Source organism: Polaribacter haliotis (assembly GCF_014784055.1).
GTDB lineage: Bacteria > Bacteroidota > Bacteroidia > Flavobacteriales > Flavobacteriaceae > Polaribacter > Polaribacter haliotis.
The window spans coordinates 3,381,294-3,397,108 of the sequence record NZ_CP061813.1 but is presented as its reverse complement, the minus strand read 5'-3'; the positions used below and the strand labels follow the sequence as shown (position 1 = coordinate 3,397,108).

Annotated in this window: 11 protein-coding genes and 1 tRNA gene; 5 read left to right on the top strand and 7 right to left on the bottom strand. The window is 30.9% G+C overall.

Annotated elements, in window-relative coordinates:
* The first annotated feature begins 122 nt into the window (after positions 1-122).
* The gene (gene rho / locus H9I45_RS14520) at positions 123-1,829 is read left to right on the top strand and encodes a transcription termination factor Rho (protein WP_088354409.1); all 1,707 of its coding nucleotides are present in this window, start codon (positions 123-125) and stop codon (positions 1,827-1,829) included.
* A gap of 437 nt (positions 1,830-2,266) precedes the next feature.
* On the opposite strand, the gene H9I45_RS14515 is transcribed toward rho, so the two are convergent.
* The 6 genes from H9I45_RS14515 to H9I45_RS14490 form a co-directional block, all read right to left on the bottom strand.
* Positions 2,267-4,357: a peptidylprolyl isomerase gene (locus tag H9I45_RS14515; protein WP_088354410.1), complete on the bottom strand. Its 2,091-nt coding sequence runs from the start codon at positions 4,355-4,357 to the stop codon at positions 2,267-2,269.
* A gap of 123 nt (positions 4,358-4,480) precedes the next feature.
* Positions 4,481-5,746 (bottom strand): hemolysin family protein, encoded by a 1,266-nt coding sequence (locus H9I45_RS14510; RefSeq protein WP_088354411.1) that lies wholly within the window; start codon positions 5,744-5,746, stop codon positions 4,481-4,483.
* Positions 5,747-5,970: 224 nt separating this feature from the next.
* On the bottom strand, positions 5,971-6,537 hold the full coding sequence (lptC, locus tag H9I45_RS14505) for an LPS export ABC transporter periplasmic protein LptC (protein WP_088354545.1): 567 nt from the start codon (positions 6,535-6,537) through the stop codon (positions 5,971-5,973).
* A 4-nt stretch (positions 6,538-6,541) separates the two neighbouring features.
* Positions 6,542-7,861: a tetratricopeptide repeat protein gene (locus tag H9I45_RS14500; RefSeq protein WP_088354413.1), complete on the bottom strand. Its 1,320-nt coding sequence runs from the start codon at positions 7,859-7,861 to the stop codon at positions 6,542-6,544.
* A gap of 18 nt (positions 7,862-7,879) precedes the next feature.
* Positions 7,880-9,166 carry a BamG family beta-barrel-assembly machinery protein gene (gene bamG / locus H9I45_RS14495; RefSeq protein ID WP_088354414.1) on the bottom strand — a complete coding sequence of 429 codons (1,287 nt, stop codon included), beginning with the start codon at positions 9,164-9,166 and terminating at the stop codon, positions 7,880-7,882.
* Entirely contained in the window at positions 9,163-9,891 is a 729-nt protein-coding gene (locus H9I45_RS14490) for a type III pantothenate kinase (protein ID WP_088354415.1), read from the bottom strand. The genes bamG and H9I45_RS14490 overlap by 4 nt, the downstream gene beginning before the upstream one ends.
* A gap of 100 nt (positions 9,892-9,991) precedes the next feature.
* On the opposite strand from H9I45_RS14490, the gene H9I45_RS14485 reads away from it, so the two are divergent.
* A tRNA-Phe gene (locus tag H9I45_RS14485) sits at positions 9,992-10,064 on the top strand.
* Between the two features lie 52 nt (positions 10,065-10,116).
* Here the strand turns inward: H9I45_RS14485 and H9I45_RS14480 are convergent.
* Positions 10,117-10,995, bottom strand: a complete 879-nt coding sequence (locus H9I45_RS14480; RefSeq protein ID WP_088354416.1) for a LysR family transcriptional regulator — start codon at positions 10,993-10,995, stop codon at positions 10,117-10,119.
* A gap of 81 nt (positions 10,996-11,076) precedes the next feature.
* Here H9I45_RS14480 and hutH point away from each other — a divergent pair, with 81 nt between their 5' ends.
* From hutH to hutI, 3 genes are read left to right on the top strand one after another with little or no spacing between them, the layout of a single operon-like run.
* Complete coding sequence (gene hutH, locus H9I45_RS14475; RefSeq protein ID WP_217896860.1) at positions 11,077-12,567, top strand: histidine ammonia-lyase; 1,491 nt, start codon at positions 11,077-11,079, stop codon at positions 12,565-12,567.
* A 7-nt stretch (positions 12,568-12,574) separates the two neighbouring features.
* Positions 12,575-14,572, top strand: coding sequence for a urocanate hydratase (gene hutU / locus H9I45_RS14470; protein ID WP_088354418.1), 1,998 nt, complete (start codon positions 12,575-12,577; stop codon positions 14,570-14,572).
* Positions 14,572-15,804, top strand: a complete 1,233-nt coding sequence (hutI, locus tag H9I45_RS14465) for an imidazolonepropionase (RefSeq protein ID WP_088354419.1) — start codon at positions 14,572-14,574, stop codon at positions 15,802-15,804. Before hutU ends, hutI begins: the two co-directional genes overlap by 1 nt.
* Positions 15,805-15,815 lie beyond the last annotated feature (11 nt).

Here is a 15,815-nt window from a genome sequence, read left to right as displayed (position 1 = left end):
TTATTATAATAAACCGCACAAAAGCTATTTATAGTACTATATAAATAACTACAATCAAAAAAAACATTCAATACAATCTTATTAAAATTAATTAAGATTCATTTTAACTTAACAAATACATAATGTTCGAAATATCGGAACTAAAAGCAAAAACTCTTGCTGATTTGCAAATAATTGCAAAATCTATTGGACTAAAAAAAACGAGTCAACTTAAAAAATTAGATTTAGTGTATCAAATACTAGATACACAAGCTGCAAACCCTACTTCTACAAAAACTGTTGCTGCTCCAACAAATAACGATTCAGTAAAAGCTGAAAAACCTAAAAGAAAAAGAGTTATTAAAAGACCACAAACAGATAATAACAATACTGAAGAGAGAACTCCAGAAACAAAATCTTTAGAAAGTAAGACTCCTGAACCTAAAATTTCTGAAGCAAAAACTGAAGAAAGACCTAAACAGGTAATTAGACCAAGAGCTAAAAGCCCTATTAAAAAAGAAAATGCTTCTGAAGTAAAAAAAGAGAATGTTGTAAAAAAGAATGATTCACAAGAGAAAAAAACTCCAAATCATCCTCCAAAACAACAGAAGAACCCGAATCAGAAGAATCCGAATCAAAAAAACAAAAACACCAACCAACCTAGAGATAAAAACAACTCTAATAGAAGTAATGGTAACAAATCTGGAAACAGATACAGAGATCCAGACTTCGAGTTTGATGGAATTATAGAAAGTGAAGGAGTTTTAGAAATGATGCCAGATGGTTATGGTTTCTTGCGTTCTTCTGATTATAATTATTTATCATCTCCTGATGATATTTATGTTTCTCAATCTCAAATTAAATTATTTGGCTTAAAAACTGGAGATACTGTAAAAGGAAATGTTCGTCCTCCAAAAGAAGGTGAAAAATATTTTCCATTAATTAGAGTTTCAAAAATTAACGGTTTAAATCCAAATATTGTTAGAGATCGTGTTTCTTTTGAGCATTTAACGCCATTATTTCCACAAGAAAAATTCAATTTGGCAGAAAAAGGAAGCTCTTTATCTACAAGAATTATCGATTTATTTTCTCCAATTGGAAAAGGACAACGTGGAATGATTGTAGCACAACCTAAAACTGGTAAAACCATGTTATTAAAGGATGTCGCGAAAGCAATTGCTACAAACCACCCAGAAGTTTATCAAATTGTTTTATTAATTGATGAGCGTCCTGAAGAAGTTACAGACATGCAAAGAAGTGTTCGTGGAGAAGTTGTTGCTTCTACTTTTGATGAACCTGCAGATAAACATGTACGTGTTGCAAATATTGTTTTAGAAAAAGCAAAACGTTTGGTAGAATGTGGACATGATGTTGTAATTCTTTTAGACTCAATTACACGTTTAGCAAGAGCTTACAATACTGTTGCACCAGCATCAGGAAAAATACTTTCTGGTGGTATAGATGCAAATGCATTGCACAAACCAAAACGTTTCTTTGGAGCTGCTAGAAATATAGAAAATGGTGGTTCTTTAACAATTATTGCAACAGCACTTACAGAAACCGGTTCTAAAATGGACGAAGTTATCTTCGAAGAATTTAAAGGAACTGGTAATATGGAACTTCAGTTAGATAGAAATATTTCTAACCGTAGAATTTATCCTGCGATCGATTTAATTAAATCTTCTACAAGAAGAGACGATTTATTATTAGATGCGAAAAACGTACAGAGAATGTGGGTTTTACGTAAATATTTGGCGGATATGAATCCAATTGAAGCAATGGAATTTATTAATGAAAGAATTAAGTTCTCTAAAAATAATGAAGAGTTTTTAATTTCTATGAACGGATAATATTCTTCAACTTTTTTAAATATAACAAAACCTTTTTGAGCAATCGAAAAGGTTTTTTATTTGAAGCTATTTCCTGCTTTACGTTATATCTTTTTATGAGAATTATATTTCAGCCTTATTTTTTTTTAAATAAGTAATTTAATAATTATAACAAATACTAAATCTACTTAGGTATAAAAAGGATGCCACTTCAATCAGGGCTAAACTAACTTGTTAACTTATTGTTATTTAAAATAATATTCTAATTATTTAACAAACTATTTTAAGCGATTCAAACTCCGAAAAACTGTTCTTCAGCTACTCGAAATCTCTAACCTTTAAAGTAGTTAAAACTCCTTTTTGAGTTATGTTCATAGTAAATAGAAAAGACCAAAAATAAAAAATCCGTTCACAATGTGAACGGATTTTTTATTTTCTAAAGGTATTGATTCTAATTATTAGTTAGAAACATACATATTAGCTCTATTATCTTCAACATCTGAAGCTTCCTTTAAAGCTTCATACATTTTAAATGTAAGTCCTTTTCTTGCTTCAGCAATTTTCTTTCTATTTGAATCGTAATTTGGTAAAGCTGTTGGTAAATTTCTTTGAGAAACTTTAAAAGCATAAACTCCTCTACTTCCTACAACATTACTATAAACTTTATCTATTGCTGCATTATACATTGCACCTACAACCTTAGGTTCTGCTCCAACACCACTTAAAGTTGGTGTCTTTAAGTTTATACCATTTGCAGTTCTAACTGTTGTATTGTTTGCTTTAGCAATTTCTTGTAAATCTGCTCCTTTTACTTTTTCCGAAAGTAAAGCTGCTTTCTTTTCATTTAATAAGATTGGCCTTACTCTATTTGTTGCTTTACTTACAGGCATTAAACCTTTTTCAGTTTTTCCTGTTACTATTGCAACAACATGGCTACCTTCTAAATCGAAACGTTTAAAATCTCCTGTTTCTAAATCTCTACCAAATGCCCAAGAAACAATTGGTCTCTGGTTTCCAATACCTGGTACATTTTCATCTAACACTTTTAAACCTACTGCAGGTCTTAAATTGTAATTATTATCTTTTGCAACTTGTGCATAATCTTTATTGTTAGAAACAGCCAATGCAAATTGCTCTGCTTTTTGGAATACATCGTTTTCAGTTTTTTCTGAAGCAACAATTTTTCTACTGTATGTCGCTAATTTTAAAACTTTCTGCTCGTTTTTAGTCTCGTCTATTTTTACAATATGGAAACCAAAAGGAGTTTTAACAACATCTATTGTTCCTTTCTTGTTTGTAAAAGAAAAATCTCTAAAAGCAGGTGTCATTCTACTGTAGTTAAACCAATCTAACTCTCCACCTTTTTCTGCATTCGATTTATCTGAAGAAAATTCTTTTGCCAAATCTGCAAATTTGCTACTTCTTCTTTTTACAACTGTAAGAATACTATCTGCTAATTTGTTAGCTTGTTCCTCTGTTCTTGTAATATCTGGAGTTGCTCTTTGAGCTCCAACAAAAGGAATTAAAATATGACTCGCTTTAACTGAATCTGGCATTTTAGAAACTTCAACAATTTTAGATATTTTAAAATACCCTTGATCTTTATAAGGCCCAAATACTTCTCCTTTATCTCCTGCAAAAATGTCATTTGCAACAGTTTGATTTACATTTGCATTGTACTTATAATTTAAATCTAATGGAGTTTCAGAACCATTTTCATTTAAGAAATCTTTATTGTCTGATGATTTTTTAAAGTCTTCTATTAAAGTAGCTAAATCTGCTTTTATAGCTACCTCATCTTCTGGAGTTGCAACAATATCAAACTTTACATAAGAAATATCACGAGCTGCTTCTACTTGAAACTGAGCTTTATTGTTCTTAATATACGCTTCAATATCAGATTTTGTAATTTTAACCAAACTATCTGCAACAGTACTGTAAGGAACATATACGAACTGAGCATTTACTTTCGTATTCTCAATCATATACTCGTTTTCTCCTTCTTTTAAAGAAGCTCCTAAACCTGCTGTAATTAGTCTATTGTATGTATTTGTTTCAGCATTATCTTTAATCTGATTCATGTAATTAGACCAGGCAGACCATAATTGCTCATTATTTTCTTTAGTGTCTGCTAAAAACTGTTTGAATTTTCCTTCGTCAAACATACCAGCTTCATTTTGAAACTGAGGACTATTATTTACAGAAGGAGAATTAATTACTTCGTTCCAAACATCTTGTTCTCCTACAGTAATACCTGCTTCTGCTAATTGGTTTTTGTAAATCTTTTTTCTAACAATGTTATCCCAAACAGATTTCGCTGCTTGCATTTCAGAAACTCTACCACCAGCTTGTTGCTTATATGCTTCTAAAGCGGTTGCAAATTCTTGTCTAGAAATTGCCTCACCATTAACTTCTCCAACCTCATTTACTTTACTAGAGTTGAAAAAATCTCCTAAAGTAGAAGGGTCTAATACAAAAGCAAAAAGTGCTAAACCAATAATAATTATTAAGAACATTGAGCGTTCTCTAATTTTTGATAAAATTGCCATACTTAATTTAATTTATTTTCAGTTGGCGAATATACGATTTGGGTTTTAATATTGCAACCCATTTTAAACATATTAGTGGTAAGATAGCTAGCAATTTAAAGGAAAGATTGTATGAAGTTTTTTTTAATCGTCTTCTAATTGAATTTTAAGTGATACTTCGTCTATTTTAGCACTACTTGTTTTTAAAATACGAACCTCAAAACCCTCAATATCAACCACATCTTTTTCTTGCGGGATGTTTTCTGTGTGGTTTATAATAAAACCTCCTAAAGTTTCATAAGCTTCTGACTTAGGAATATTTAAACCATATTCTTCATTTAAATAATCTACTTCTAATCGTGCAGAAAAATTAAAAGTGGTTTCATTTACTCTTTCTTCTAAAAATTCTTGAGAATCGTGTTCGTCTTCAATCTCGCCAAACAATTCTTCTACAATATCTTCAACTGTAATCATCCCAGAAGTTCCCCCATATTCATCTACCACAATAGCAACGCTTTTACGTTTTTTCATTAAATTATTTAAAACGTTATTAATCATCATAGATTCTGGAGCGAATTCTACAGGAAGTAAGATTGATTTTATGGTTTTAGGTTTTTTAAAAAGTTCGAATGCGTTAACATAACCAATTACATCGTCCATAGAAGTTTTATAAACTAGTATTTTAGATAAACCTGTTTCTATAAACATTCTTTTAAGATTCGATACTTTTTCGTGAATTTCTACAGCAATAATTTCGGTTCTTGGAACCATAACTTCTCTTGCTTTTACGTTATGAAATTCTAATGCATTCTGGAAAATTTGAATTTCGGAATCCATTTCTTCGTCTTCACTTCCGGTTTCTAATTGCTCTGTAATGTAATTACCTAATTCTTCTTTACTGAATTCCGTTTGTTGCTCATCTGCATTTGTTTTAAAGAAAACACGCAATAAAAAGTCGGAAATTACAGTAATAAATTCTGAAAAATAATGGAATAAAATATAAAACACATAAGCAGGAACTGCAAAAATTTTTAAAACTTCGTTTGCATAAATTCTAAAAATTGCTTTTGGTAAAAACTCTGCAGTTATTAAAATTACAATTGTAGATATGATGGTTTGTATTAATAGAATTGTAAATTCATTATAACTTTCTATTGGAAGAATTCTTACCAGAAAAGCCCCCATATAATAACTATAAACTACCAAAGAAATATTATTACCCACCAGCATTGTGGTAATAAATTTTGAGGATTTTTGGGTAATTCTATTTAAAATCTTAGGAATAAAACCCTCCCTTTTCTTTTCTAATTCTATATGTAACTTATTCGCAGATACAAATGCAATCTCCATTCCCGAAAAAAAAGCGGAAAGAATTATGGATAAAAAAATAATAATAAGTTCAATTTCCATTAAGAAATGTTAAACTATTGTTGGTTGTTTTGTTTGTTTCTTTTTTCTACTTTTTTTCTAAAGTGTCTTTTAAAGAAGAATACTAAAATAATAAAAATAGCAAAACCTAAAAACAAATAAGATCTATTTCTTTCTGTATTCCAACGAACTATACCTTCAACTATGCAAATAAATGCTACCATTAAATATCCATATTGAAAAAATTTCCAAAGTCTGTTCATAATTTATTCTTCTTTAGTTTCTAATCTTCCTGTAGTTTTTTTAGTTAAATGTTTGGTTAAATCTTCTTTACACTCAAACCCAATCCCTATAATTGTATCTCTATCTTGATACAATGTAAAAGGCTCTTCTGAAACAAAATATTTCGTTTTTTGATCCCAAAAAAGCTGATCTGTTTCTAATCTCGATTTATCTGTATGATTTATAACCACCACATTTCCTTTAATTTCAGAAATTTCTGTTTTTGAATATGTTAATGCGTAATCGCCTAAAACAGTAACAGAATCTTTTCCTTTATTCTCGAAATTAATAATTTTTAAACCTTCTGGGAACTCGTTGTAAGGATGTTCTTTACGATTACTGAAATCTAATAACAAAGGTGTAATTAATTTTGAAGTAATTCTACCAGAATCTTTATAAATATGATAAGCATCTTTTGCTGTACCAATTGGAAGGTTTTTTTCCTCTAAAAAATTACGAACTTCTTCAGTAGAATTAGAACAAGAAAAAAGCATTACTGTAAAAAATAGTACAGTAATGCTTTTTAATATTATTTGTTGATAGTTTTTCACAAAACTATTTTTTTGGAATTGTAACAGTTTCTCCAATCCAACATTTTATAGTGTATTTACCTCCAGGTGTTGCACCAGCTGTAAAAATTACTGATTGACTTGGTGAGTTTGCCGCATAATTTCTTGCATACTTCCTTGCAGTTGAAGACATACTAGGGTCTACAGCAGCAGCTCTTCTTGCTTTATTTAAAGCCGCAACATATACCATTCTTTTTTCAAACTCATTACCTCCACAATTATTTACACTAGCTGCATATAGACTCGCTATAAATAAATAAGCTCTTCCTGAATTCGGGTTAAAGCTTAACGCTTCTCTAGCCAAACTTCTTGCTTTGCTATATTGACCTCTATCTTTAGCTGCTTGTGCAAACTTTAACTTATACTTAGACTTCTTTAATGGATCTGTTTCTAAATTAAAAGATTTCTCTCTCATTGCTGTTGCTCCAGCTTCGTCTCCATTATCTTCCAATACATTTGCTAAGAAAGCATATGCTTCTGGAGAAGGAGAAGCTTCTGCATAAGCTTTTACTAATTTTTGGTATAATGGCTCTTTTTGACACCCTTTATTAAACATTCTAGAAACCGCTCTTTTTAACCAAACAGCATTCGATTTGTTTGCTTCGAAATCTCTTTCGTATAATGGCACTAAACGCTCACACGTTGCTATTTCAGAAATAATATTATCTAAACCACCCTCTACTGTACCTAAAGCTCTAGAATTATTAGAATAAGCATCAATCATTTTTTTGTTAGCAATAGTATCTACAGATAATTCTTTTAATTTAGCAGCATAACCATCTAATTTCTTACTCATACTTTCCAAAACATCATCATAAGTATCAAAAACTTTTTGAGGATTTGTATCTTTATTTCTATCTGTTATACCTTGAAAATACATGTATAAATTTTTAATCCCCATTTTTGTAGGATCTATTGCATATCCTTTTTCAAGAATTGCAAAAACCTCTGCTTCTGACGCTAATTTATTTGCTGACAAATAAGTTGCATAATCACTATGTACTTTTGCAGGGTTATTATTAGGAAAATATTGTAAACGTTGTTCGTAAACTCTTTTTGCTAATACAGGATCTTTTTTAACTTTCTCTGCTAAAATAGATCCATACTTATAAATATTTACAGACAAGTCTTTACATTCGTCCATTAATTTTATCCAATTTACATATGCATCATCATATTTCTTAGATTTGAAGTCACCTAAAAATAGATTGTAATTTTTTGTACATTCCATTTTCGCATCCTGAGCATTTGTTTTTACAGTGTTCAAGAACAACATAGCCGCTAATAAAAACGTAATTTTCTTCATTTTAATAGTTTTAAATAATTAATCAATTTTTCTTTTCTGAAACCAACTTTCTGATAAGGATAAACTCAACCTAAAGTTTACATAATTCTCTTGTATTAGATTATTAGTCGTAGTTCCTCTTTTACCAAATTCAAATCCTAAATTAACATTAGACAATTGCTTCAGTGGTAAACCTAAACCAAAAGACATGCCAAAGTCGTTAATTGTTGTAAAATTCGTACCAGCACCAGAACCATCTACAGACAAACCAGTCTTTTCAAACCTTACTCCTGCTCTGTATGTAACTCTATCCCAATAACTAGAAATTGAATTTATTTTAGGTAAAAAATAACCACCTAAAGAAAATCTATTAGAATCTTCGTATCTATAGGCTGCATTTGTATTTGAGAGTGATCCTAAAACCTGTATTGCATCTTGGTTTTCATACTCTAATGAAAGATACCATTTATCAAATTTACCTAAACCAACTCCTAAAATACTTTTTAATGGCATTCTATATTTCCCATTCACTGCTCCATTTGATAATGTATCTCTTGGAATGTCTCCTCCATTAGAACCTAAGGTAAGAGAATACAAGTATTCGTTTCCAGTAACTCTTAAATCATTTCCTAATTTAAAAGTAGCACCAGCATTCAAATATAAATTATTTTTAAGTAGTTTTTGATATTGAGTACCAAATGTTATAGCACCTCCTCTTATAATGTTGTCTTCCTTATATTTAGTAGCTAAACTTACTTCATCTATTTGATTTGTTATGCTATTTTCTATACTACCAAAACTATAATCTGCTTCGATTCCGATAGAAAAATTCTTAAAAACTTTCATCCCAAAGCTTCCATAAATTCTATTAATTCCACCATCACCTTCGTAAAGAGTTACTGCTTTTAAATCTCCATTTACATCGAAAGAATTATTTACTAAAGAATATCCAACAGAAGATATTGGTTGTAACCCTAAAGAAAAACCAGCATTTTTACCTATAGGAAACCCCAAAGCAATATAACTTAAACTTGTAGATGTAGATTTTTGCTTTTCTCCACCACTCTTTATTGTTAAATCGTTGTTTAATCCACCAAAAGCATACGTCGTATATCTTAAATACGCATTTGCAGCAGGGTTTGTAAAGTTTAAATATTTGTAATGGTTATAAGCTACTCCTATACCTCCCATACTATGTTGCTCTACAGTTCTTGGGCTGAACTCCTCACCTATTCCAAAAAAAGAATATGGAGAAGAATTTGTTTTCTGTGCCAATAAAGTTGTAGAAGTTATGAGTAAAAATACTACTAAAATCTTTCTAATCATTTGTATCCGTTAAATATCAATATTTCATTTAGTCCTTGTAGGAGCAAATTTTGATTGGCAAATATGCTACTTTTTAATTGTTTTGACAAGAAATTTGTGTCTCCACCTGTTAAAAGTACTGTTAAATCCATATATTTATTATCATAGTCTGTAATAACACCATCTATCTCTTTTACAACTCCGTTTAAAACTCCAGAAATAATACTTTCTTTAGTGTCTTTTCCAACAAAATTTTCTATTTCAAGTGCATCAATTAATGGTAAATTGGCTGTAAAATAGTTTAAAGCTTTATATCTTAAATGAATTCCTGGAGAAATAGCACCACCTAAATATTCCGATTTAGCATTTACAAAGTCAAATGTAATACAGGTTCCAGCATCTATAATTAAAACGTTTTTATTTGGAAATTGTTTTACTGCTCCAGAAACTAAAGCAATTCTATCGACTCCTAAAGTAAGTGGAGTTTTGTATAAATTAATAAAAGGGACTTTTATCTTAGAGGAAACAACTTGTAAATTGACGATTTTCTGCAATTTTTCCATCTTGTTTTCTGAAATTGTCGCAACATTTGAGATAATTCCATTAGAAATTAAATATTTTTTTAAAATTTTTTGAATTTCTGAAATTATTTTTTTCTTATCAAAAAACATGGTTTCCACGAGGTTATTTCGCTCAAAAACAGCTATTTTAACTCTTGTATTTCCGACATCGATTGTTAGGTTCATTTGGTTATTTTAGATAAAAATCAAAAGTACAACAGAAATTTTTTAAATTTTCTTTAGTAGATGTAAAAAAACATTTTATATTTGCATCCGCTAAGGCAATGGTACCTTAGCTCAGTTGGTAGAGCAAAGGACTGAAAATCCTTGTGTCCCTGGTTCGATTCCTGGAGGTACCACTTAAAACCCGAACTTTTGTTCGGGTTTTTTTGTGCTTTTATTTTCCTCATTCTAAATCAACTCCAAAAAATCATTCAATATTAAATTTCCATTCTTTTTATTCCAAATTACCGAAAGTGTTGTTTTCTGAGGAATCATATCCAAGTCAACAAATTTAATTTTATAACCTCTTTTTTGAGCTAATGATTTTGGGACAATAGAAATTCCAAAGTTATTTTCAACCAATTTGTAAATAGAATCTGAATGAATCGTATTATGAGAAATAATGGGTGCAAAACCACAATCATCAAAAATTTGCATTACTTTTTCGTGATATGATGCACTATACTTAGAGTCGAAAAGAATGAATTGTTCTTCTTTAAATTGTTCCAAACTTTTAAAATTTTCTTTATTTATTGAATGATTTTCTGGTAAAACCAAACAAAAAAATTCTTTTAAGATTGATTTTATTTCTAAAGTTCTTGGTACTCTTTCTAAACGAACAAAACCGACATCTATTGAAAAAGACAATAAATCTTCAATTTGTTTTTGGTTGTCAAATTCCTTTAAATCGAATAAAATATCTGGGTGATTTTTTTCGAAATTCAACAATAAATTAGGAATAACGTCTTGCATTGCAGAACCAACATACCCAATTCTTAATTCTCCTTTTTTACCTTGATGCAATAATTTAGCGTTCGTAAATGTATTGGACAACTCTTTTAATTGCAACGATAATTCTTCCTTTAAGTATTTTCCTGCATTGGTTAAACTTACGTTTCTATTATTTCTTTCAAATAAAACGACACCCAATTCTTCTTCTAAATGTTTTATTTGTGTACTTAAGCCTGGTTGCGAAATAAATAATTTTTCGGCCGCTCTTCTAAAATGTAATTCTTCTGCAACTGCTAAAAAATATTTAATGTGTCTTAATTCTATTTGATAACTCATAGCTATTAATTAACTTAATAAATAGTATTATTAGTTATCAAAAGTAACGATAACTTTGTAAAACACAAATTAAATATGATGATGTTTAAATACGGAGTAGATACCCTTACCACAGATAAAGTAATTGCCATTTCTAATGGAAAATTAAAGGGCATTATTAATAACGAAGCAAAAGAAAGAATAATTTCTTGTAGAAAAAAAGTAGAAACCATCACTAAAAATAATAAAGCTGTTTATGGTATAAACACTGGTTTTGGTCCTTTATGTGATGTACAGATTTCCCCAGAGGAAACGAACCAACTTCAAACAAATTTATTAATTACACATGCAGTTGGAGTTGGCGAAAATATTAATAAACACATCTCTAAAATAATGATGATTTGCAAGGTACACGCTTTGTGCCAAGGTTTTTCTGGTGTTCGATTGAAACTGATTGAACGCATTATTTATTTTATTGAAAACGATTTGTTGCCAACCGTTCCAAAACAAGGTTCTGTAGGTGCATCAGGTGATTTAGCGCCACTTTCTCATTTATTTTTACCGTTAATTGGTGAAGGGGAATTTTGGATTGATAAAAAAATTGTTCCTGCGAAAGAAGTTTTGAGCAATCATGATATGGAACCTTTAGAATTGCATGCAAAAGAAGGTTTAGGGCTGATAAACGGAACGCAATTTATTTTAGCACATACCATAGTCGGACTTAAAAAAATGGAATATTTGTTAGATTTATCAGATGTTTCTGGAGCTATGAGCATAGAAGGATATAAAGGAAGTGCTTCGCCCTTTAAAGAAGAATTACATAAAATACGCCCTTTTAAAGGCAGTTTAAAAGTGGCTGAAAGAATGAGAATGTTGTTTGAAAATTCTCAAAACATTACTTCTCATGAAGACTGCGAACGTGTGCAAGATCCATATTCTATGCGTTGTATTCCACAAGTTCATGGAGCAAGTAGAAATGCTTTTTATCATTTACAAGAATTAGCAGAAATAGAAATGAATTCTGTGACAGACAACCCAATTGTTTTAAGTGAAACCGAAGCAATTTCTGGTGGAAACTTTCACGGTCAGCCTTTGGCAATGGCTTTAGATTATTGTTCCATTGCAGCATCCGAATTAGGAAATATTGCAGACAGGCGTTGTTATTTATTATTAGAAGGCAAATATGGTTTGCCAAGATTATTAACTAAAAGTGGTGGCTTAAATTCTGGTTTTATGATTCCTCAATACACCACTGCAGCATTGGTTACAGAAAATAAATCTTTATGCTTCCCTCCTTCTGCAGATAGCATTCCAACTTCTTTAGGGCAAGAAGACCATGTTTCTATGGGAAGTATTTCTGGGCGACAATTCAATGAAATTTTAGAAAATTTAGAGAAAATTTTAGCTATTGAATTAATGTACGCTGCACAAGCCTTAGAATTTAGAAGACCAAACACATTTTCTACAATTATTGAAAAAAATCATACGATCATTAGAGAAAAAGTGGATAAATTAGAAGACGATAGACTTTTAAAAGACGACATTAATAATATGATTCAGTTAGTAAAAACTCAAAAATTAATTGTAAAATAAAATTAAGATGACTTTCAAAAAACAAATTTTACAAGGAATTCCAACAAAACTTCCATCTAAAAAAAGCTATCCAAAAGACGCAAATAGAGCGCCAAAAAGGAAAGATATTTTATCGTTAGTAGAAAAACAATTGGCAATAAAAAATGCGCTACGTTATTTCCCAAAAGATTGGCATAAAGAATTATCTATTGAATTTGCGAATGAATTAAATGAATTTGGACGAATTTATATGTACAGATTCAAACCAAATTATAAAATATTTGCACGAGATATTTCTGAATATCCAGCAAAAACCCAACAAGCTGCAGCAATTATGCTAATGATTCAAAATAATTTGAATCCTGATGTTGCACAGCATCCAGAAGAATTGATTACTTATGGAGGAAATGGCGCCGTTTTTCAAAATTGGGCACAATATCTTTTAGTAATGCAATATTTAGCAGAAATGACAGATGAACAAACCTTGCATTTGTATTCTGGGCATCCAATGGGTTTATTCCCATCTTCTAAAAACGCGCCAAGAGTTGTAGTTACAAACGGAATGGTAATACCAAATTACTCGAAACCAAATGATTGGGAGAAAATGAATGCGTTGGGCGTTTCTCAATATGGGCAAATGACGGCTGGTTCTTTTATGTACATTGGCCCACAAGGAATTGTACATGGAACTACCATTACTGTGATGAATGCTTTCAGGAAAATCTTAAAAAAAGATGAAAATCCGAATGGAAAAATCTTCTTAACTGCTGGTTTAGGTGGCATGAGTGGTGCACAACCAAAGGCAGGAAATATTGCTGGTTGTATTACAATTTGTGCGGAAGTAAACCCAAAAGCAGCTACAAAAAGATACGAACAAGGCTGGGTAGATGTATTAATTGATGATATTGATGTATTAGTTGAAAGAACTTTAAAAGCACAACAAAATAACGAAGTCGTTTCCATCGCATTTATTGGAAATATTATTGATGTTTGGGAACGTTTCGACAAAGAAAATATTTTTATTCATATTGGCTCAGACCAAACATCTCTACACATTCCTTGGACTGGAGGTTATTATCCTGCAAATTTATCTTATGAGGAATCCAATGTTTTAATAAGAGAAAACCCCGAGCTTTTTAAAGAAAAAGTGCAAGTATCTTTACGAAGACATGCTAAGTCTATAAATAATCACACTAAAAAAGGAACCTACTTTTTTGATTATGGAAACGCTTTTTTACTGGAAGCTTCCAGAGCTGGTGCGAATGTAATGGCAGAAAATAATATCGATTTTAAATACCCTTCTTACGTTCAAGATATTTTAGGACCAATGTGTTTCGATTATGGTTTTGGGCCTTTTAGATGGGTTTGTGCGTCTGGAAAAACAGAAGATTTAGACAAAACAGACGAAATCGCTGCCAATGTTTTGCAAGAAATTATGGAGAATTCTCCTAAAGAAATTCAGTTGCAAATGCAAGATAATATCACTTGGATTAAAAATGCGAAAGACAATAAAATGGTGGTGGGTTCGCAAGCAAGAATTTTATATGCAGATGCAGAAGGTCGTGTAAAAATAGCCACAGCTTTTAATAATGCTATTGAAAAAGGCGAAATCGGTGCTGTAATTTTAGGAAGAGACCATCATGATGTGAGTGGAACAGACTCTCCCTTTAGAGAAACTTCTAATATTTATGATGGAAGTAAATTCACAGCAGATATGGCAATCCATAATGTTATTGGAGACAGTTTTAGAGGCGCAACTTGGGTTTCCATCCATAATGGAGGTGGTGTTGGCTGGGGAGAAGTAATTAATGGTGGTTTTGGAATGTTGTTAGATGGCACAAAAGAAGCAGAAGAAAAATTAAAAAACATGCTTTTTTATGATGTTAACAACGGAATCGCAAGAAGAAGTTGGGCAAGAAACGATGAAGCTATTTTTGCAATTAAAAGAGAAATGGAAAGAACGCCAAATTTAAAAATTACTTTACCTAACTTAGTGGAAGAAAATCTTTTAAAAGAATTATTTTAATGAAGCTCCTTTTTAAAAATATCAAAGAATTAATTCAGGTTAGAGAAAAACATGTCGATTTTCTCTCAGGAAAAGAAATGAGCATTTTACCAACCATAAAAAACGCTTTTTTATTGGTTGAAAATGGATTGATTTCAGATTTTGGTAACATGAAAGATTGCCCAAAAAATGATATAAAAACGATTGATGCAACAGGAAAAATGATTTTACCTTCTTGGTGTGATTCTCATACGCATTTGGTTTTTGCTGGCAATAGAGAAGATGAGTTTGTCGATAGAATAAACGGATTTTCCTACGAAGAAATCGCTAATAATGGTGGTGGAATTTTAAATTCAGCAAAAAAACTACAACTAACTTCGGAAGAGGAATTATACAACCAAAGTAAAGTTCGTTTGGAAGAAATTATTCAATTAGGAACTGGTGCTGTCGAAATTAAATCGGGTTATGGCTTAACGAAAGAAGCCGAATTAAAAATGCTAAGAGTCATCAAAAAATTAAAAGAGAGTTATCCTATTGAAATAAAAGCTACTTTTTTAGGTGCACACGCTGTTCCTGCCGAATATAAAAACAACAAAAGTGGTTATTTACAAATGTTAATTGACGATATTCTACCAACCATTAAAAAAGAAAATTTGGCAGATTTTATAGATATTTTTTGTGAAACTAGTTATTTTTCTGTGGAAGACGCCCAACAAATTTTAGAAGCTGGAAAAAAATATGGGCTTACTGGAAAAATTCATGTCAACCAGTTTACAGCTATTGGAGGTATACAAATTGGCGTGAAAAACCAAGCGCTTTCTGTGGATCATTTAGAGGAGATGAGAACAGAAGATATCAATGTTTTGAAAAACACCAAAACAATGCCAGTAGCTTTGCCAGCTTGTTCGTTTTTTTTGAGCATTCCTTATACGCCTGCAAGAAAAATGATTGACGCTGGTTTACCTTTAGCATTGGCGACAGATTACAATCCTGGTTCTTCACCTTCTGGAAATATGAATTTTGTTGTTGCTACTGCTTGTGTTAAAATGAAAATGACACCAGAAGAAGCCATAAATGCAGCGACAATTAATGGTGCTTATGCTATGAATTCTCAAAATAAAGTGGGTTCTATTACAAAAGGGAAATTGGCAAATTTAATTTTGACAAAAGAAATTAATTCTTATAATTTTATTCCCTATTCTTTTGGAAATCATAAAATTGAGAAAGTCTTTTTAAAAGGAAAAGAAATTTAAAAATCGTAATT

Coding starts and splice junctions, on each gene's coding strand:
- hutU (WP_088354418.1), top strand. CDS start 12,575: ATGACTTTCAAAAAACAAATTTTACAAGGAATTCCAACAAAACTTCCA.
- hutI (WP_088354419.1), top strand. CDS start 14,572: ATGAAGCTCCTTTTTAAAAATATCAAAGAATTAATTCAGGTTAGAGAA.
- H9I45_RS14515 (WP_088354410.1), bottom strand. CDS start 4,357: ATGGCAATTTTATCAAAAATTAGAGAACGCTCAATGTTCTTAATAATT.
- H9I45_RS14480 (WP_088354416.1), bottom strand. CDS start 10,995: ATGAGTTATCAAATAGAATTAAGACACATTAAATATTTTTTAGCAGTT.
- H9I45_RS14490 (WP_088354415.1), bottom strand. CDS start 9,891: ATGAACCTAACAATCGATGTCGGAAATACAAGAGTTAAAATAGCTGTT.
- H9I45_RS14500 (WP_088354413.1), bottom strand. CDS start 7,861: ATGAAGAAAATTACGTTTTTATTAGCGGCTATGTTGTTCTTGAACACT.
- rho (WP_088354409.1), top strand. CDS start 123: ATGTTCGAAATATCGGAACTAAAAGCAAAAACTCTTGCTGATTTGCAA.
- H9I45_RS14510 (WP_088354411.1), bottom strand. CDS start 5,746: ATGGAAATTGAACTTATTATTATTTTTTTATCCATAATTCTTTCCGCT.
- bamG (WP_088354414.1), bottom strand. CDS start 9,166: ATGATTAGAAAGATTTTAGTAGTATTTTTACTCATAACTTCTACAACT.
- hutH (WP_217896860.1), top strand. CDS start 11,077: ATGTTTAAATACGGAGTAGATACCCTTACCACAGATAAAGTAATTGCC.